Raw genomic sequence first — 18,581 nt, forward strand, 5'->3', positions numbered from 1 at the left:
AGGCTCCCCGGATTGTAAGTGTGGACAGACTCTAGAATACGACAGCGAAACAGAGTTCAATCTCCCAACGCAACGCCATCCAGCCGTGGGTCAGCCCCACCGCGCCAGTTGCCATCGATCCGCTCCATGCCATGCAGTCCACTGGTCATGGGGAGGATCCTGACTTCGTGGCCACGCTGCTCCAGCTCCGGGCCCAGGGCTTCAAGTTCGGTACCGGCTTCAAGTTCGATGCCCAAGCCGCGCTCGACCATGTTCGGCAGCGCCATGGCATCCTGGATATCCATCTCCCAGTCCAGCACGCCAATCAGTGTCTTGAGCACGTATCCGGGAATGCGACTGCCCCCCCGCGAGCCGATCACCATTCGAGGCCCGTTTTCATCGAACACGAACAGCGGCGTCATTGAACTGCGCGGGCGTTTACCCGGCCCCACCGCGTTGGGATGCGGGTGATCGTTCAGCAGTGGATCGAAGGTGAAGTCGCTCAGCTGATTGTTGATAACAAAGCCCTGGCTCAGCATGCGGCTGCCGAAGGGAGTTTCGTTGGAACTGGTCAGCGCAACCAGATTGCCGTCGCTGTCGACTACGCTGAAATGCGAGGTTCCCTGTTCCTCCGGTTCCGTCTCGGGGCTGAGCTCGCGCATTTCCACGCGTTGGCCCGGCTCGCCCGGTCGGGCAATTTCCATGGCCTTGCCTGGATCTATCAGCGCGGCACGCTGGCGCAGGTACTGCCGGTCGAGGAGCTGATCGACCGGCACCACGACAAAATCCGGATCGCCGACATAATGGTTACGGTCGGCAAAGGCCAGGCGGCTGGCTTCGGCGATCAAGTGCACTGTGGCGGATGCATGCGGTGGCATATCCGCTAGCGGGAAATGTTCGAGCATGCCGAGCGCCTGCTGCACGATCAGTCCCCCGGCGGAGGGCGGACCAGCGCTGCATAGCCGCCATTGGCGATAGGGCGCGCACACCGCATCACGCTTGATCGCCTGGTAGCTGGCAACATCCTCGACGGCCAAGTCGGTTTGGCCCCAACGCGCGTCCTGTACGCGTTCGACCAGACGTTCGGCAATCTCGCCCTGATAGAACGCCTCGGGGCCCTGGGTGGCCAGCGTGCTCAAGGTGTCGGCCAGTTGCGGATTGCGCAGGGTCGGCGCGTTGCCTTCGAGCTGTTGACGAAAATAAGCGCGCGTATCGGCAAATAGGCGCAGGGACCAGTCCGCTTCAATTTGCTTCTGCAGGCGCGGTGGCATGGGCAGGCCCTGCTCAGCGAGCGCAATGGCGGGCTCGAACAGTTCAGCCCAGGTCAGCTTGCCGTGCTCTCGATGGGCCTGCCCCAGCATAGCGATCAGGCCCGGCACGCCCACGGAGGAGCCGCTGGGGATAGTCAGCGCCCGGGGGTGGCTGACGCCTAAAGTCATAAAACGGTCGGCCTGGGCCGCGTGGGGCGCAGTTTCACGCCCGTCATACATGAGCGTGTGGTTATCCTCAGCATCATGCAGCAATAAAAAACCGCCGCCACCGATACCGGTCTCCGGCGATTCGATAAAACCCAGCACCATCTGCACCGCTATGGCGGCGTCGACTGCGTGCCCACCGCGGCGCAGCATGTCCAGTCCGGCCTCCACCGCGGCGGGGTGGGCCGCAGACACCATATGACGGGTTGCCAGACGCTGTTCGGCAGGTTGTTCGATGCGCTGGGTGGTGGCTGGATCGCTCCCTGAGCAGCCTGCCAAAACTGTGAGTCCCAGGCCGGTGAGGGCGATAATCGACGTTTTCAGTGAACAGGAGGCGTAGAAGAGTGATCTGAGCATGCAAACGAGGCTAATAGCTGATGAGCTGGCCGTCTACCGCAATGTTTCTTGGTGTAGAATTGCCGGCTAATCATTTGATATTCAACAGGCAGGATATGACGAAACTTGCAGAGTTCCGGGCCGCCGAGCGCAAGCTCGCCGAGCAACTGGCTCACTTGGAAGCCTTGCAGCAGGATACCCAACTGCAAAGCGAACTGGCTTTTAACGACGAACTGAAAACCTTGATGAAAGATTACAACATGCCGGCGCGAACTGTCCTGGCGATACTTCGCTCGGCATAACGGCGGATCTTCAGTCCAGTTTCGGTAATGTTCTGATGCCAGGCACGCTATTGTCGGCGCGGGCGGCAATGCAATTGTCTTGCCCAATCGATTGATGGCGATGTCCCATCTGGCTTCAGATCTATATCATGTGCGTCCTATTTAGCTAGCGAACCCTCACCAGGTTGCCCGGGTTCGGCAGCGGACGCAGATGCAGCGCACTTCCTTACGACTCTCAAGCCCCCGTGTGACGCTTGTCAGAGGGTTTGGGCTGAACTATGGTCCAGACAATCGTGATCGTCTCGCTTTATGTGCCGTGTTAACCGCGGCCGCCTTCAGGAGTATTCCCCCGTGGAAAAAGAACGGCCCACTAATCAACCTGCCCCGCCGGAGCAGGACAATCTGGAAGGCATCCCGGCTCCCAGTGGCGAAACCAACCTTATCGATACCGATTATGTGATTGGTCAGGACAATATCACCGGCCAGTTTTCATTCTCACTGGATATCCATGGCAAGGTGTTCCTGATCTCGTCGCTGACTATCCTGGTGTTCGTGATGCTGACGCTGGCATTGCAGAATGAGGTGGCGCCGATCTTCAACGCGATCCGTGACTGGATAACGGGGAACATGAGCTGGTTCTTCATCGGGGCCGCCAACGTATTCGTGGTGCTTTGTCTGTTTCTGATTGTCTCTCCGCTGGGCAAGGTGCGCCTGGGTGGCAAGGACGCCGTACCAGATCACTCCTATCTGGGCTGGTTCTCCATGCTGTTTGCTGCGGGGATGGGGATCGGTTTGATGTTCTATGGCGTGTCCGAGCCCATGTCGCACTATTCCGCTGCGATGGGTGGAACTGAACTTGCCGAAGGTGGCGCGCGTACGGATTGGGCACCGCTGGGCGGCGCCGAGGGCGACTCTGCAGCCGCAGCCCGGCTGGGTATGGCCGCGACTATCTTCCATTGGGGCCTGCATCCCTGGGCTATCTATGCCATCGTCGCGCTGGCGCTGGCCTTGTTCTCGTACAACAAGGGTCTGCCGATGAGTATCCGGTCGATCTTCTATCCGCTGCTGGGTGAGCGGGTATGGGGTTGGCCAGGGCACGTCATTGATATTCTCGCGGTGTTCGCCACGCTGTTCGGTCTGGCTACCTCGCTAGGGTTGGGTGCGGAGCAGGCCGCTGGCGGGATCGACTACCTGTTTGGCATTGCGTCGACGAATGCGGTCAAGGTACTGCTGATCGTCGCGATCACTGCAGTTGCGCTGGTCTCGGTTATGGCTGGGCTGGACAAGGGGGTCAAGCGCTTGTCGCAGCTGAATATGGGTCTCGCCATTCTGCTGTTGGCTTTCATCATAATCATGGGGCCAACGCTGGCCATTCTGTCCGGGTTCTTTGAAAACCTCGGCTCATACTTCATGCATCTGCCGGCGCTGTCCAATCCCATCGGTCGGGAGGATGCCAACTTCAGTCAGGGGTGGACTGCCTTCTACTGGGCCTGGTGGATCAGCTGGTCGCCCTTCGTCGGGATGTTCATTGCCCGGGTCAGCCGTGGTCGTACCGTCCGTGAATTCCTGATTTCGGTTCTGTTGGTGCCCACTCTGGTATCGGTGCTATGGATGACAGCCTTTGGCGGCAGTGGTATCAGCCAATTGGCGGGAGGCTTTACCGGTGTGCAGGATGCGGCGCTTGAGCTCCAGTTGTTCGTTATGTTGAGCGAACTGCCGTTGGCAGCGATCTCCTCATTTATCGGCATCATCCTGGTGGTCGTGTTTTTTATCACTTCCTCTGACTCTGGCTCACTGGTGATTGACGCAATTACCGCTGGCGGCAAGATCAATGCTCCGACCCCGCAGCGGGTGTTCTGGGTAATCATCGAGGGTGTGATAGCCATCGCCTTGTTGCTTGGCGGGGGACTGGTCGCATTGCAGGCCATGGCGGTATCCACGGGTCTGCCATTCACCCTTGTGCTGCTGGTCGGGTGTGTGTCGATCGTCAAGGGGCTGCGCTCCGAACCGCGCTAATACGAGCGACAACAGAAGGGCGCGATCAATGAGATCGCGCCCTTTTTTGTGCACGGTTATTCGCGTTCAGCTATCGCCAGAGCTCGCGCACGGGGATATCCGGGCGAAAATGCGTGGCCACCTGGGCCTGTAGCAGTTCTGCGGTGGCCAGTGCGTCAGTCAGAGCATGATGGGACTGATATTGCGGCAGGCCGTAGCGACTGCGACTGTCGGCCAGCCGAATGGATTCGGGCTGCCGACGCAGCAGCCAGTTGAATAGCCCGGTTTTCTGTCTGGGGTGAATCCGGGCTTCCAGGTCCATGGTATCGATGACCGGAAAATGGATGCCTTCGCCCAGATAATGCCGCAATGCCTGATCGAGAAACGCACGCTCAATATTCCGGTAGTGCACCACCATCACCTTGCCAGCCATGGCCTCGAGCAGCTCGTCCAGCACTTCGATCAAGCGTGGCGCCGTCTCGATATCCGAATGCGTGATGCGGTGGAACGTGACGGATTCGCTGATCAGCTCAGACGGCGGCTTGACGACCCGGTAGAGCGAGCCCTGGCAACGGATTCGTGCCAGATCCATCGGTACCAGACCGAAACTGAGGATGGCGTGTTTCTTCGCATCGAGCCCGGTGGTCTCCATATCGAGGGCCATCAGCGGCACCTCGTTCAAGGGCGTATCGGCTGCAACGGCCCCCGCCTGGTAATACTTCACCAGGTCCGGGTGGTGCGCGGTATTGGCCAGACTGGCAAACAGGGTCCGCCAGTCGGGTGTGCTTTCAGGCTGGGCAGATCGTCGCTGACGTTCCTTCATAGCGTCCGTGTCGACTGCAGGCTGGGATAGCGGAAGCGCAGGAATTTCTGTGCATTGCTGAGAACCTGGAACGCTTCCTTGAGGTTGTGCCGTTCAGCCGTGGTGACCATTTCCGGTTCCACATTATTGTCCGGCTCGCGATCCTGCTCGATATCCATCGCCTGATGCCGGGTACGCACCGTGGACAGGAACTCGAGGGCGTAGCGTAGCCGGTTCACCGCCTCCGGGGGCATCAGCTTGGTCTTCGCGATCGCGTCGAGGCGTTCGAACGAGTTTTGCGCCTTCGAGCCACAGGCCAGCGCATGTACGCGTATCAGATCAGTCAGCGGAGCGGTGCCACGGCGCTTGAGATTGATCACATTCTTCTGCTCGCCGTCGGTTTCCATGACAAAGGTGCGGAAAAACCCAAGCGGCGGTGTACGGTTCAGGGCATTGCGCGCCATTGCGGCAAGGAAGCGCTCATTGCGGCTGGCCTTCTCCGCCACAAGATCCTTCAATGACTCGACCATCTCGGCTTCGCCATACACGCTGTCCAGATCGAAGAAGATCGAGCTGTTCAACAGCGTTTCCGGGTTAGGCCGATCAATCCAGTTGTTGAAATAGGTCTTCCAGACGCTGAGCGGCTGCCGCCATTTGATATTGGTAGCCATGATTCCACCCTTGCAATAGGTATAGCCGCAGGCAGCCAGCCCGTCGCTGACCAGTGTCGCCAGCTCAAGGAAATAGGCATCGTGCTGCTCGGGAACAAAGCGATCATCCAGGATAAGCGCGTTGTCCTGATCAGACACAATCAGTTGCTCGTCCCGGGCCATGGAGCCGAGCGCCATGAAGCAATAGGGCACGGGCGGCGGGCCCAGGTGTTGCTCGGCGAGCTCAAGCAGGCGCTGGGTGAAATTGCGACCGATGCTCGACATGGCACTGCCGATCATCTGGGCACTGGCATCTTCATTGACCATCCTGAGAAAGGTGGCGCGCACATCCGGCAGCAGCTTGGCCAGATCCTTGATGCTTTGCTTGTTGAAGATGTTGTTGACCAGATACAGGCTGCTCTGGGATTCGTACTTGATGATGTCCGACAGGTTGATTACCCCGATCGGGCGCCTGCGGTGCACAACCGGAAGGTGATGGATATTGTTGCGCAGCATGCACAACATGGCCTCGAACACCGAGTCATCGGCCTGCATGGTGATGGGATGCTCGGTCATGACCTCGCTGACCAGCGTGTCCGATGGAAGACCTTCGGCCACCACGCGGGTCCGGAAATCCCGATCAGTGATGATCCCGACCATGATCTGTTGGGCGGTTGCCGCTGAGGTGCTATCGGTAGCGGCGGGGCCGCTGTCAGGAACGACGATGACCAGAGACGACACGCTCTCCTCGGTCATGATTGCGGCTGCCTCGCGAATCGTCGCGGTTAATGGCGCGGTCACTGGCGTACGCGAGACAAGCCTGCGCACCTTGATCTTCATCAGCTCGCTGGCCTTGGCATGCGTATCTACGGCGGTCTTCAGGCGGGACTGGCCTTCGGCCTCGACGAAATCCGCGAAGCTGTCATGCTCTTCGCAGAGTCGTTTGAACAGTTTGTCAGGAATCAGGTAGAGCAGGCTGTCTTCGATCGCTCGAGCGGGAAAACGCACCTTGTTGTCGCGCAACAGACCGAAATGGCCAAAGATGTCGCCCTCGGTCAGACGGTTGTAAAGATCACCGTTGCGGCGATAAATCTCGACCGCTCCGCTGCGCACATAATACAGATGATGGCATTCTTCATCGAAGTGCAGAATGTCGGTGTGCGCGCGGACGTAGCTGACCTCGACCTGAGGTGCGACCTCATTGAGGACGTCCTCATCCAGCATATCGAATGGTGGAAAGCGACTCAGGTGGTCACGTATTTCGATGAATTCAACCTGCATGCCACTTTCCTTTATTGGAGTCTGGTCCAGACCATGCCCAACTGCCGGCCAATCAGCAACCCGGGAATGCTTTATCTGCCTCGATTGTAGTAACGGCGAGCCACGGTGCAAATCCGGCTGACCAGCCAGCGTCCGGTTTTTTATCCACATGGCCATCATCAAGTCTCGACAGGGCCATCGCCTAAGCCACACAATCAATGCGCCTGAATGGCGGAAGTATCTCGGTTTATCAAACGTCGTAGGGATCGCCTGAATGACCCGCTATTTCAAGACCGCAGAACGCCTGGTGCTCGCCGGTCTGCTCATCCTGCTCATCTGGTTGCCACTGCCGCTGGGCAGCAACCGAGACTGGTCTGCCGCATTATTGATCTTCGCTGTGGGGGGGCTGGCAAGCGTCTGGCTGGCGCTGCAGATGCTGCAGAATCTCTCATTGGGTTCGGGCTTCAAAAAGAGCCTGCTGCCGCTCGGACTGTTGGTCGCAGCCCAGGGCTGGGTCGCTATCCAATGGGCTGCGGAGCTGACCATGGATTCAGCGGCAACCTTCCAGTATCTGATGTTAGGGTTGGCGTACTGCCTGCTCTATCTGCTCGTGATGGGTCTGTTCCGCACGCGCAAGCGCTTGTCGGTGTTGCTCGGTGTGCTGGTGGTCAGCGGCGTGGTACAGGCCTTCTACGGCACCATGATGACGCTGTCCGGGCTTGAATGGTTGATCGTCGGTCCGAAGGATTTCCACGTCGGCCACGCGACGGGCACCTTCGTTAACCGCAACCACCTGGCGGGCTATCTGGAGCTGACGCTGGCGGCAGGCATCGGATTGTTGCTCGCACTACGCCAGGTTGGCAGGTTCCGCTGGGCGGGTCTGTTCGACACCATGATGGGGCCGAAGATGCGGCTGCGTCTGGCGCTGATCATCATGGTGATTGGCCTGGTCATGACCCATTCGCGCATGGGCAATACCGCCTTCTTTTCGAGTCTGCTGCTCGCCGGTGGACTGTTCCTGGTGTTCGACAAGCAGCACCGGCTGCGCAACGGGCTTCTATTGGCAAGTATTCTGCTGATCGACATGTTGATTGTCAGCCAGTACTTCGGCCTGGATCGCCTCAAGGAGCGGCTGGTCAACACGCGCTTCTCGGACGTCGTGGTGGATGGTGCGGTGGTGGAGCAGGCCAACGAATTGCGTGGCACTGTATTCAATCAAGCGCTGCCCCTGGCGACGGAGCGGCCATGGATCGGCCAGGGCGCAGGGAGTTTTGAGACGGTGTTTCCACCCTACGCCGGCAATTTACCGCTGCATTATGATCACGCGCACAATGACTTTCTGCAGTTCTTCATTGAGTACGGCGTGATCGGAAGCCTGCCTCTGGCTCTGTTCGTACTGGTGTCACTGTTCTATGCGCTGAAAGCGATGACTCAGCAGCACTCACTCTACCGTAGCGGTGTGGGATGTGGGGCAGCGCTCGGTATAGTCGCGCTGATGCTGCATTCGCTGACTGATTTCAACCTGCAGATCCCTTCCAACGCCGCAACCTACGTCGTCATCTGTGCCATCGCTGTGTTGGCCAGTACGCACAGAGTTGGGTCGGGACGCAGCAAAAGGAAGCAGAGCAGCGAAGAGCAAGCAGAAGAAGGGAGCCTTGACCTGGCTGAAACATCAGTGCCAGTAGATCACTCGATTACATGACGTTTGTTATCACGCGGGCCACTTCGGAACCCGTTGCGTCCGACATAATAAAAGAATTGCGGAATACCTATCACATAGCGTCTGAATAGCCGTTTTGGCTCCTTGCCAAGACGGTAGACCCACTCCATGCCGGTCTTGCGAAATATCATCGGCGCGCGGGTAAAACGCTCGGCAGAGAAGTCCAGAATCGCGCCGCCACAGATCAACAGAGCCGGCAGGTCGAGTTCACGTTTAATCCGGATAGCCACGTCTTCTTGTTTGGGCATGCCCATTGCAAGCACGATCACAGGAACTTTATTGCTATCACAATGCCTCTCAACGTATTGCGCGTAACTTTCTTCGGGCTGGAAGCCGTCCATTGCATGAAACGGTTGGCCTTGAAAGAGCTTGCGTGCGCCCTTGGATAACCAAGGCTCACGGGTTCCCAGTGCGAAGAACTGGTAGCGACTGGCATCGGTTCGGATCAGGTAATCAATTACCTTCGGAATGAAATCTGAACCGTTCATATTTGCTTTCGGCGATCGCCCATTCAGCTTGCACGCGATCTTGACGCCAATACCGTCGCGCAGAAGGTAAGACATCTGGGAAAAACGCCGGCGCATTGGCAGATTTCGCTGCGCAAGGTTATAGGCGTGCTGATTAAGGAACGCCAGCGTCGTGGGGGAGTCAATGGCTGCGAGTTTCTGCAGTAGGGCATCAGATTGACTCTCATCGATCAGCAGCAATTTATTGATCAGGGGGTCGTGACGCTTGAGCAGAGAGTTAGTCATCGAGGACCTCGTATTACACAATGGTTCATATGAGTACGTTTCGACGGGTATTGGTTCAATTCGGACTGTGGAAATTAATGTCCAATACACAGGTTGTCGGATGACTCAATCGGGGTAGCCATTCAGCTGAGTCGTCGAATTCTCGGAGAAATTGTAGATGGCCTCGTGCTATGTGACTGGCCATCGATAAACCCATCAGGAGGATCTAGCAATGAGACAACCAGGCCTGAAGACAGTTCGTAAATGGTTGATGTGCGGCACCTTTGGTCTGCTTTCAGCAGGTGCAACGGTAGCGAGTGCATCGGTCGATCTGATCGGCATCAATGTGGCGGGCGCCGAGTTTACCGGGGGCAAGTTGCCAGGTAAGCATGGGACGCATTATTTTTTCCCGCCGGAGGGCTACTTCGAATACTGGAGTGAGCAGGGGATCCACACGGTAAGGTTCCCAGTCAAGTGGGAGCGGCTGCAGCCCAGCCTGAATGGCGAGCTGGATGACGTATACGCCTCGCTGGTGGACGACATGCTTGATCAGGCGAAGGAGTACGACATCAAGGTCATTCTTGACGTGCATAACTATGCGCGCTATCGCAAGAAGGTCATCGGGACCGAAGACGTCCCGGTCAGCGCTTATCAGGACCTGATGGAGCGGATTGCCAAGCGGTGGCAGGGGCACGACGCACTGTTTGCCTACGACATTATGAACGAGCCGTATGGGTCGGCCGACGAGTTGTGGCCGGAAGCTGCTCAGGCCGGGATTGACGGTGTTCGCAAATATGACAAAAAACGACCGCTGTTGATTGAAGGCGCTTCCTGGTCAAGTGCGGCCCGCTGGCCGCGCTATGCCGATGCGTTATTGGAGCTCGAGGATCCTGCCGACAATATGGTGTTTTCTGCGCACGTGTATATCGACGAGGATGCCAGCGGTAGCTACAAAAAAGGCCCTGGCAAGGATTTTGAGCCGATGATCGGGGTGAAGCGTGTGGAGCCCTTCGTCAATTGGCTGAAGGAGCACGGCAAGAAAGGCCATATCGGCGAGTTCGGTATTCCTAATGATGACGAGCGCTGGTTGGATGCCATGGACAAACTCCTGGCCTATCTCAACGAGAACTGTATCCCCATTAACTATTGGGCAGCCGGCCCTTCGTGGGGCAACTATAAGCTGTCGATAGAACCAAAAGATGGAGAAAAGCGACCTCAGGTGGCGCTCCTGAAGAAGTACGCGGCCAAGGACAATTGCTCTGACTTCGGACCTGCCAAGGGCTGAATGATGCTCAACGTCGGGCGGCAGATGAGCCGCCCGGCGTGGCCTGCCGAGCCGTCAGCGTTCGGAGGGTAGATGGAATCCGGACATTAGGCGCCGTATTTTGCTGATTGCCTTGCGTCTGAAGGTGAGTCCTTTGCGCATGACCTGGATCTTCAGCGCAGGCAGGCTCATGCCGGGTGCAAACATCTGGTTGGCCTGGATGCAAAACACCGGTTTGTTGGTCAGACGCATGATATACATGGCGACGTCTTCATCGTTCTCGATGAAGAGTATCGAATGCGGGTCCTGGTTGTAGATCCGAGCCTTGAATGCGGTTATTGCCGCATCCGTCGGCCCCAGGGGGGCTGGGGTATCCAGCATATGCAACTGGCCGAACTCAACGCCATGGCGTTCTAGCCATCGCTCCGTTTGCGCGCGGTATTTTTCCGGCCGGCGGGTGATCAGATGCGCGACGGGTACTGATGGGGTGAACAGCGGTGTAGCGTTCTCGATAAAGGCTGCATAGCTGTTGTTGTCATGCATATCCGCTGTGGTCGGCTCTACATACAGTATTCCGTCGATATCCAGGCAGGCGTGCCGCATCAGATTGTGGTGCAGAATATTCCACTCGAATAGTCGTGGTTGCTCTACCGTTTCCAAATATAGGTCCACATTGCCGGTGTTCTCCTTCTGAGCAAAGGCGGCCATAGTGATCACCTCTCCCTGATAGACCGACTTGACCATTTCGACGGCAGCCAGCATGGAGTTACCGGAGGCAATGCTATCGTCTACCAGCAGGATTTTTTTTGCATCCCAGGGCTTAGCCAGCTGCGCATGTTTATAGGTCCTGGTATTGCCCTTTTTCAACTCGTCGTTGCGGTGGAAGGAATACAGATCAGTGAGTGGCAAATTCAACTTGAGCGAGATAATGCTGGCCACCAGAATGCCGCTCCGCGGAATCCCCACGACGAGATCGACGTCGTGGGGCACCTTGCTTGCGTATTTGTTTGTCAGATTTGCCAGGTCGCTGACACTTCGATAGTTCATTGGCGCTGCTCCTTGCGTGCTGTTAGCAGCTCGGGTGATTACCTATCAATTCAGGTGGCGGAGGCCTTGGTATTGGCTTCCGTAACCCGCCCATAGTTATCAGCAAAGCGAATAATGTCGTCTTCTCCAAGATAGGAGCCAGACTGGACTTCAATGAGCTCAAGGGGAATCACACCGGGGTTTTCCAGAGAATGTACCTGGCCAATCGGGATATAGGTCGACTGGTTCTCGGTGACCATATAGGTCTCTTCTCCGTTAGTAACGCGGGCCGTGCCGGATACCACGATCCAATGCTCGGCACGGTGGTGATGCATCTGAACCGATAGCTTGGCACCCGGCTTCACGGTGATACGCTTGACCTGATAGCGCTGTCCGTTATCGATGGAGTCATACACCCCCCAAGGCCGGTACACTTCGCGGTGGTTAAGATGCTCGCCACGATCGTCGCGCTTGAGCTGTTCCACGATGCGTTTGACGTCCTGTGCCTGACTCTTGTGGGCGACCATGATCGCGTCTTTGGTCTCGACGATTATCAGATCCTCGACACCCACAGTAGCCACCAGGCGGTGTTCTGCATGCACATAGGTTCCCTTGGTGCTCTCGCTAAGTACATCTCCTTTGAACACGTTGCCCTGCTCATCCTTCGGGCTGACTTCCCACAACGCGGACCAGGAACCAATATCACTCCAGCCGACATCCAGCGGAACGACCACTGCATCGGTGGTTTTTTCCATGACGGCGTAGTCAATTGAGTCTTCAGGGCAGGCAATAAAGGCTTCCCGGTCGATACGCGTGAAAATCATGTCCTGGCTACTGCCGGCAATAGCTTTGCGGCAGGCGGCAAGGATATCCGGGCGGAATTTCTCCAGCTCTTCCAGGTAACGGCTGGCGCGGAACATGAACATGCCACTGTTCCAGTAGAAATCCCCCGATAACAGATAGTCCTTGGCGGTTTCAAGATCCGGCTTCTCGACGAACTTGGCGACTTTAAAACCACCAGGACCTTCAGAGGCGCCTTTTTGTACGTAGCCATAGCCGGTTTCCGGATGCGTGGGCACGATACCGAAGCTGACCAGCTTGCCCGCTTCGGCAAACGGCAAGGCGACGCCGATACGTTCACGAAAACCTGCTTCGTCCTGGATCAGGTGATCGGCGGCAAGAATCAGCAGTACGGGATCGTTACCGTCAGCAACAGCCTGCAGCGCAGCAAGCGCTACCGCAGGGGCGGTATTGCGGCCTGCGGGCTCGAGCAGGATCGGAGCCTGTTCCATCTTTAGCTTTCGCATCTGTTCTGCGGCAAGAAAGCGATGTTCTTCATTACAGATCAGTCTGGGTAGCTCGATATCGAGACCTTCCAGACGCTTGATCGTCGCTTGCAGCATGGACAACGAAGCATCCGCGAGTGGCAGAAACTGCTTGGGATTCAGCTGGCGCGAAAGCGGCCAAAGGCGCGAGCCGGTGCCGCCCGACATGATGATGGGGATCATTTCTAGACTCCTTTATATGATAGCGGCTGTCTGTTTTTGAGCTGCTTTACGAGTATGGGGATGAACCGCAAGCCGTCCCGTGCGTAACGACCGGACAGCCTGCGTGGTTCGCTGCAGATGCGGTGCAGCCATTCGAGATACAGTTTCTGTACCCATTCGGGCGCACGCGGCACGGCGCCAGACAGAAAATTCAGGGAGCCGCCGACGCAGAGGCCCACCCCCTTGGCTTTGCCGGTCTGCAGTACCTTGTGCGCCAACACTTCCTGGGTAGGACAGCCAAGGGCAAATACCACCAGCTGTGCAGGGTGGGCGACAATGAAGTCCAGGCAAGCTGCAGTGGCCTGTTCATCCTTGATAAAACCCATGGGGGGGTAGTGGTGGTAAAAGGTGATGCCGGGGAATTTCTCCCGCAGGAGCGCCACATTGGGTGCATCACAACCCACCACGCAGACTTTCCAGTGATGCTGGTCTGCCAGGTGAATGAGGCGAGCCGTCAGCGTGCTGCCCGGAATGGCTTCGGGGATATCCAGGTTACAGATCTTCAAAAACGGCAGCAGAACGCGACTGTCGCATATTCGGTGGCTGGCCTGCTCGTAGGCGGCACGAAGTTCTGGGTCATCCTTGAGTTGAACGACGTGATTGACATTGGGTGTGACAATATAACTAAAGTCATCCTGGCTGGTCGTGCGGATTTCCTCGACCAGTTGTTCCTCGGAGCCTTCGTAGAATTCAATATCAAAAGCTTTCAATGCAACCTCCCTGGCATTTGAAAACAGCCTACAAATGCGTACGTGTGAATGTGCTGCGTTCAGGCTGCGCGCTTATCCCGCGCAGCCTTGATCGATTTGATATGGGCATGGACGTAGTGCAACCCATACAGGACGTAGTTCTTAAATGAGGATAGCTTGAGAAAACGCCTGCGGATGTGTACATCTTCCTTGATCGCGGCGAACCGGCGCTGCTCGGAAACGCCCGTCAGATCGAAGATGCACAGCGGTTCGGCAAGCTGCAGAACGTCGCGCGGTTTCTCGATACCGTTGGTAAATTCGATGATCATGCAATAATCGGCCGACAGCTTGTAATCGTCGCGAAAGCGCACGCTGCTCAGGTGTTCATTCTCGAAGTACATCGCCTGATGGCTTGAAGGCATGCCGATAAACAATCGATCGATCGGTTTGGCGAGTGATTCGATCAGTTTGCCGCTGCCCGTGCGCAAGTAAAAATCACCGTAGATGAATTTTGGACGAACCTCCGCCTTCTCGACCGCCGCAGCAACCTTTTCCAGGACGGTTTCGTCATAGAACATGTCGCCGCTGTTCAGAAAGATCGTATAGCCAGGCAACGCGGACCCTTTGACCAGCCCCTTGTTCATGGCGTCATACAAACCCTTGTCAGGCTCAGACGTGATGTCTGCCTGTGGATCCTTAATGTGTCCAAGCCATTCGACCGCTCCGTCATTGGACGCACCATCGATCACTATCCAGGTAAAGTTCCGATGGGACTGCCGAACAACACTCTGATAGGTCTCCTTGAGGCCTGCCAGGTTATTCCAATTTATAGTTACGATACTGAAGTGGACCATTGCTCACCCGGTTGAGTTGTCGAGGCGACGTTGTTTCGGTTGCTTGCACCTTGGAGTAATAGAGGAAACAGGCTGTTGTAATACCCAGCATGTCTCCCCCGTACATGATCGCGTTGGACATCACCATGTTGATGATGCTGAAAATGAAGCTCAGCTGGAAGGCTGCCAGCAGGTCGCCCTTGTGCTTGCAGCGCCGCATGATGGTCAGATACATGCCGTAGAAAATGATGGCGATAAAGGGAGTCAGGAAGCCAAAGCGATGGTATACGCCGACAATACCAACATCCGATAAGTAGAAGTGCGGGTTGTACAGCGCGTGGAAGCCTTCGTTCCACTGCAGCGACAACGCGCCCTTGCCTATATAGTTGTTCTCCCTGATGGCCTGCATGATCGTGGCAATGGTGTTGTCCCGTACCCCTGGTCCGGTGGTGGCTTCTTCGAACAACATATTGAAGCGCACGATCTGCTCTGCCCAGAACTCCGGAATCAGGAAGAATGAGGCGACCAGAATCAGGCCCGCCATCGCCCCGACCTTGATCATCGAGTCGACACGGTTGCGGAAGATCCACAGCGCCGCCAGGGCCCATATAAGCATGGTGCCGCGGGTCTGGATGACCAGCCAGAGGTAGGCCGCGAAGTACAGGACCAAGGCCAGCTTGCCGATCGACAGCTTTTCCTTGAGCTGATACAGCAGCATGAATACCGCAATCGTGACGTAACCCGAGCCTATGCGATAACGGTTCGGTCGCAGAGGGTTGTTACCCCAGTCGACCTCGTCCTTGGCGAAGGAAACCGACGCGTTGTCGGGGATGATGCTGAGGTAGTACATGAAGCCGATGACGGTCGCGAATACCGCCGAATACAGGAAGTACTTCTCGAGATGCTTTTGAGTTGGTGCCGTTTTGATCAACAGTAACAACGCAACAAAGAAACTCAGCCACATGAAGCTCCGGCGCTCTTCGAGCAAGCCGTAGACCAGCGGTTGGCCATAGTTGAGGTTGGCGAGGACCGCCGACGAGACGGGCAGCAGCAGTCCGAGAAAGATGATCCATAGGGCTGTTTTTGATTGATAAACCCGTCGCCAGGTAACAAACAGAGCGCCCGCTACAGCAATCACGCCCAGCAGATACAGTTCACGGAGAAAGGGGATGCCCGCCTTCTTATCGTCGGTCAGGAAGAAGACTTCCGAATTCAACAGAATAAGAATAAAAAGCAGGTTCCTGTACGCAAGCAATTGCTTGAACAATGGCGATTTCCCTTTCTGTGTTGAGACTAGTCACGGCTGCGAGGTAATGGACGACCATTCGGCAACAGAATTTGGCCCTAAAGCTGACAAATAGTTCCCGCCATACGTCGGCCGGGGTTGTTCAGAGTCAGGCGACGTAGGCCTTGGTATGCAGATGGACGTCCTGCGAGGCTAGCATCTCCGGCTCAGGCCACCATCGATAGGCGTCATGCTGGATCGATGGTGGTTGCAAATCGCAATCGGGCGGCAGCTTCAATTCGTAGGCTACCACCACGTAATGGGTGTCTGGAGTGGCACCAAACACACTATCGCGATAAAAATGTTCGAAGATGCCAAGTAGGGTGGCACTCTCACGGGAGAATGCCTGACCCAATTCGACCTTCGTCAGCCGCTGGAAAGCGGCGTCGAGCTTTTCATTTTTATAGATCCGGCCTCCTGGCACAAACCATGACCCCTGGGCGGGGCGGTTTAACCGCTGGCCCAGGAGGATCTCGCCTTGAGGGTTACGCACAACCAGGTCAATCGAAACCAGCGGGGTGCCGACCACGACGGTGCGGAAGGCGTCTGCTTCGAGGAACATATCAGCCGCGCGCCTCGTCCATGTGCTCGACAAACCAGCTATAGGCATCACGCAGACCGTCTTCCAGACCAATCTGCGCGGACCAGCCAAGTGCTGCCAGGCGCGATACATCCATGAGTTTGCGTGGCGTGCCGTCGGGCTTGCTGGCATCAAAGCTCAAACGGCCCTTGAAGCCGGACACCTGACTGATGGTTTCCGCCAGCTCGCGGATGGTGCAATCCTGACCGGTGCCCACGTTGATATGCGAGAGCATGGGTTGAGTATGCTGCTGATAGGTGCTGCTATCCAGGTTCATGACATGCACACTGGCGGCGGCCATATCGTCCACATGCAGAAACTCGCGCATCGGCTTGCCGCTGCCCCAGACCACCACTTCCTCATCACCACGCTGGGTCGCTTCATGGAAGCGGCGCAGCAGGGCAGGGATGACGTGGCTGTTTTCCGGATGATAGTTGTCATGCGGGCCATAGAGGTTGGTCGGCATCACGCTGCGGTAGTCACGACCGTACTGGCGGTTGTAGCTTTCGCAAAGTTTGATGCCGGCAATCTTGGCAATGGCGTAGGGCTCGTTGGTCGGTTCCAGCACACCGGTCAGCAAGGCTTCTTCGCGCATCGGCTGGTCTGCATTCTTCGGATAGATGCACGACGAGCCGAGGAACAATAGCCGCTGAACATCATTGGCATGCGCTGCCTGAATGATGTTGGCTTCGATCATCAGATTCTCAAAGATGAACTCCGCCGGATAGCTGTTGTTGGCGTGAATGCCGCCGACCTTGGCGGCAGCCAGGTAGACCTGGTCGATGCGTTCTTCAGCGAAGAACGCATTCACCGCTGCCTGGCTGAGCAAGTCGAGCTCGTGCCGGCTGCGGGTGATGATGTTGCGGTAGCCAAGGGCCTCCAGCCGGCGCACGATGGCTGAGCCGACCATGCCCCGGTGTCCCGCCACGAAGATTCGCTGGTCGAGATCCTGTTGCATACTCAACCCTCCACGGTAACCGGAATGTCGTGGCCGTGTTCTTTGAGCAGGGCGTGACGCTTGGCAACCTTGAGATCCTCGCGGACCATCTCGGCGCACATTTCCTGAACCGTTATTTCAGGCGTCCAGCCTAGCTTGGTCTTGGCCTTGGTCGGATCACCCAGCAGGGTTTCCACTTCGGCCGGCCGGAAATAACGCGGATCGACTCGCATCAGCACATCCCCTACCTTGACGCCTGGGGCCAGATCGCCTTCGACGCTTTCGACGATGGCTTGCTCATCAACACCGGTGCCCTCGAAACGCAGGGTGATGCCCAGCTCGGCGGCCGACCAGCTGATGAATTCGCGCACTGAATACTGCACGCCGGTGGCGATCACGAAATCCTCAGGCTGGTCCTGTTGCAGCATCATCCACTGCATACGCACGTAGTCCTTGGCGTGTCCCCAGTCCCGTAGCGAATCGATGTTACCCATGTACAGGCAGCTTTCCAGGCCCTGGGCGATGTTGGCCATACCGCGGGTAATCTTGCGCGTCACGAAGGTTTCACCGCGACGGGGCGATTCGTGGTTGAACAGGATGCCGTTGCAGGCATACATGCCATAGGCTTCGCGGTAGTTCACAGTGATCCAGTAGGCATACAGCTTGGCCACCGCGTAGGGCGAGCGCGGGTAGAAGGGGGTGGTTTCCTTCTGCGGTGTTTCCTGCACCAGACCGTACAGCTCGGAGGTGGACGCCTGATAGAAACGGGTCTTCTTCTCCAGACCCAGCAGACGGATCGCCTCAAGAATACGCAGGGTACCCATGGCGTCAACATCAGCGGTGTATTCCGGTGCTTCAAAGCTCACGGCTACGTGGGACTGTGCGCCCAGGTTATAGACCTCATCGGGCTGCACTTCCTGCAGGATGCGGGTCAGGTTGGACGAATCAGACAGGTCGCCATAGTGCAGCACGAAGTTCTTGTTCTCGACATGCGGGTCCTGATAGATGTGATCGACGCGCTGGGTATTGAACAGCGAAGCCCGGCGCTTGATGCCGTGCACTTCATAACCCTTCTCGAGCAGGAACTCTGCGAGGTAAGAACCATCCTGCCCGGTGATACCTGTGATCAAAGCCTTTTTGCGTTCCATTTTCTTAATACTCCGGTCGTAATTGCAATGAGTTGAATTCGTT

At 56.9% G+C, this 18,581-nt stretch carries 16 protein-coding genes; 4 read left to right on the top strand and 12 right to left on the bottom strand.

Annotated features, from left to right (window positions below):
• Window positions 1-56 precede the first annotated feature (56 nt).
• Entirely contained in the window at window positions 57-1,811 is a 1,755-nt protein-coding gene (gene ggt / locus FHK95_RS12760; RefSeq protein ID WP_150305020.1) for a gamma-glutamyltransferase, read from the bottom strand.
• Between the two features lie 20 nt (window positions 1,812-1,831).
• Between ggt and FHK95_RS12765 the strand changes: the two genes are divergently transcribed.
• Together FHK95_RS12765 and FHK95_RS12770 are read left to right on the top strand one after the other, a co-directional pair.
• Window positions 1,832-2,092 (top strand): hypothetical protein, encoded by a 261-nt coding sequence (locus FHK95_RS12765; protein ID WP_150305021.1) that lies wholly within the window; start codon window positions 1,832-1,834, stop codon window positions 2,090-2,092.
• A 330-nt stretch (window positions 2,093-2,422) separates the two neighbouring features.
• Entirely contained in the window at window positions 2,423-4,087 is a 1,665-nt protein-coding gene (locus tag FHK95_RS12770) for a BCCT family transporter (RefSeq protein WP_235906774.1), read from the top strand.
• A gap of 70 nt (window positions 4,088-4,157) precedes the next feature.
• On the opposite strand, the gene FHK95_RS12775 is transcribed toward FHK95_RS12770, so the two are convergent.
• The gene (locus FHK95_RS12775; RefSeq protein ID WP_150305023.1) at window positions 4,158-4,889 is read right to left on the bottom strand and encodes a 3'-5' exonuclease; all 732 of its coding nucleotides are present in this window, start codon (window positions 4,887-4,889) and stop codon (window positions 4,158-4,160) included.
• Window positions 4,886-6,799 (bottom strand): DUF294 nucleotidyltransferase-like domain-containing protein, encoded by a 1,914-nt coding sequence (locus FHK95_RS12780; protein ID WP_150305024.1) that lies wholly within the window; start codon window positions 6,797-6,799, stop codon window positions 4,886-4,888. Before FHK95_RS12780 ends, FHK95_RS12775 begins: the two co-directional genes overlap by 4 nt.
• Before the next feature lie 253 nt (window positions 6,800-7,052).
• Here FHK95_RS12780 and FHK95_RS12785 point away from each other — a divergent pair, with 253 nt between their 5' ends.
• Window positions 7,053-8,480 carry an O-antigen ligase family protein gene (locus FHK95_RS12785; protein ID WP_150305025.1) on the top strand — a complete coding sequence of 476 codons (1,428 nt, stop codon included), beginning with the start codon at window positions 7,053-7,055 and terminating at the stop codon, window positions 8,478-8,480.
• Here the strand turns inward: FHK95_RS12785 and FHK95_RS12790 are convergent.
• The gene (locus FHK95_RS12790; RefSeq protein WP_150305026.1) at window positions 8,465-9,250 is read right to left on the bottom strand and encodes a WecB/TagA/CpsF family glycosyltransferase; all 786 of its coding nucleotides are present in this window, start codon (window positions 9,248-9,250) and stop codon (window positions 8,465-8,467) included. The two genes, FHK95_RS12785 and FHK95_RS12790, sit on opposite strands and share 16 nt — an antisense overlap.
• A 250-nt stretch (window positions 9,251-9,500) precedes the next feature.
• Here FHK95_RS12790 and FHK95_RS12795 point away from each other — a divergent pair, with 250 nt between their 5' ends.
• Entirely contained in the window at window positions 9,501-10,514 is a 1,014-nt protein-coding gene (locus FHK95_RS12795; RefSeq protein WP_150305027.1) for a glycoside hydrolase family 5 protein, read from the top strand.
• Between the two features lie 54 nt (window positions 10,515-10,568).
• On the opposite strand, the gene FHK95_RS12800 is transcribed toward FHK95_RS12795, so the two are convergent.
• The 8 genes from FHK95_RS12800 to gmd all read right to left on the bottom strand — a co-directional run bounded on the left by FHK95_RS12800 (window position 10,569) and on the right by gmd (window position 18,538).
• Window positions 10,569-11,540 (bottom strand): phosphoribosyltransferase family protein, encoded by a 972-nt coding sequence (locus FHK95_RS12800; protein ID WP_150305028.1) that lies wholly within the window; start codon window positions 11,538-11,540, stop codon window positions 10,569-10,571.
• Between the two features lie 50 nt (window positions 11,541-11,590).
• Window positions 11,591-13,027 carry a mannose-1-phosphate guanylyltransferase/mannose-6-phosphate isomerase gene (locus FHK95_RS12805; RefSeq protein WP_150305029.1) on the bottom strand — a complete coding sequence of 479 codons (1,437 nt, stop codon included), beginning with the start codon at window positions 13,025-13,027 and terminating at the stop codon, window positions 11,591-11,593.
• Window positions 13,028-13,029: 2 nt separating this feature from the next.
• Window positions 13,030-13,776 (bottom strand): WecB/TagA/CpsF family glycosyltransferase, encoded by a 747-nt coding sequence (locus tag FHK95_RS12810; RefSeq protein WP_235906775.1) that lies wholly within the window; start codon window positions 13,774-13,776, stop codon window positions 13,030-13,032.
• Between the two features lie 59 nt (window positions 13,777-13,835).
• Window positions 13,836-14,609 carry a glycosyltransferase gene (locus FHK95_RS12815; protein WP_150305031.1) on the bottom strand — a complete coding sequence of 258 codons (774 nt, stop codon included), beginning with the start codon at window positions 14,607-14,609 and terminating at the stop codon, window positions 13,836-13,838.
• Window positions 14,572-15,855, bottom strand: coding sequence for a hypothetical protein (locus FHK95_RS12820; RefSeq protein WP_150305032.1), 1,284 nt, complete (start codon window positions 15,853-15,855; stop codon window positions 14,572-14,574). The genes FHK95_RS12815 and FHK95_RS12820 overlap by 38 nt, the downstream gene beginning before the upstream one ends.
• Window positions 15,856-15,982: 127 nt before the next feature.
• Window positions 15,983-16,435, bottom strand: coding sequence for a GDP-mannose mannosyl hydrolase (locus FHK95_RS12825; protein ID WP_150305033.1), 453 nt, complete (start codon window positions 16,433-16,435; stop codon window positions 15,983-15,985).
• A gap of 1 nt (window position 16,436) precedes the next feature.
• Window positions 16,437-17,411, bottom strand: coding sequence for a GDP-L-fucose synthase (fcl, locus tag FHK95_RS12830; protein ID WP_150305034.1), 975 nt, complete (start codon window positions 17,409-17,411; stop codon window positions 16,437-16,439).
• 2 nt (window positions 17,412-17,413) lie between these two features.
• The gene (gmd, locus tag FHK95_RS12835) at window positions 17,414-18,538 is read right to left on the bottom strand and encodes a GDP-mannose 4,6-dehydratase (RefSeq protein ID WP_150305035.1); all 1,125 of its coding nucleotides are present in this window, start codon (window positions 18,536-18,538) and stop codon (window positions 17,414-17,416) included.
• Window positions 18,539-18,581 lie beyond the last annotated feature (43 nt).

This window comes from Pseudomonas saliphila (genome assembly GCF_008638345.1).
Taxonomy (GTDB): domain Bacteria; phylum Pseudomonadota; class Gammaproteobacteria; order Pseudomonadales; family Pseudomonadaceae; genus Halopseudomonas; species Halopseudomonas saliphila.

Bases quoted from the DNA above. Each gene is read 5' to 3' on its own strand.
- ggt (WP_150305020.1), bottom strand. From the start codon at position 1,811: ATGCTCAGATCACTCTTCTACGCCTCCTGTTCACTGAAAACGTCGATT.
- FHK95_RS12765 (WP_150305021.1), top strand. From the start codon at position 1,832: ATGAGCTGGCCGTCTACCGCAATGTTTCTTGGTGTAGAATTGCCGGCT.
- FHK95_RS12775 (WP_150305023.1), bottom strand. From the start codon at position 4,889: ATGAAGGAACGTCAGCGACGATCTGCCCAGCCTGAAAGCACACCCGAC.
- FHK95_RS12780 (WP_150305024.1), bottom strand. From the start codon at position 6,799: ATGCAGGTTGAATTCATCGAAATACGTGACCACCTGAGTCGCTTTCCA.
- FHK95_RS12785 (WP_150305025.1), top strand. From the start codon at position 7,053: ATGACCCGCTATTTCAAGACCGCAGAACGCCTGGTGCTCGCCGGTCTG.
- FHK95_RS12790 (WP_150305026.1), bottom strand. From the start codon at position 9,250: ATGACTAACTCTCTGCTCAAGCGTCACGACCCCCTGATCAATAAATTG.
- FHK95_RS12795 (WP_150305027.1), top strand. From the start codon at position 9,501: ATGTGCGGCACCTTTGGTCTGCTTTCAGCAGGTGCAACGGTAGCGAGT.
- FHK95_RS12800 (WP_150305028.1), bottom strand. From the start codon at position 11,540: ATGAACTATCGAAGTGTCAGCGACCTGGCAAATCTGACAAACAAATAC.
- FHK95_RS12805 (WP_150305029.1), bottom strand. From the start codon at position 13,027: ATGATCCCCATCATCATGTCGGGCGGCACCGGCTCGCGCCTTTGGCCG.
- FHK95_RS12815 (WP_150305031.1), bottom strand. From the start codon at position 14,609: ATGGTCCACTTCAGTATCGTAACTATAAATTGGAATAACCTGGCAGGC.
- FHK95_RS12825 (WP_150305033.1), bottom strand. From the start codon at position 16,435: ATGTTCCTCGAAGCAGACGCCTTCCGCACCGTCGTGGTCGGCACCCCG.
- fcl (WP_150305034.1), bottom strand. From the start codon at position 17,411: ATGCAACAGGATCTCGACCAGCGAATCTTCGTGGCGGGACACCGGGGC.
- gmd (WP_150305035.1), bottom strand. From the start codon at position 18,538: ATGGAACGCAAAAAGGCTTTGATCACAGGTATCACCGGGCAGGATGGT.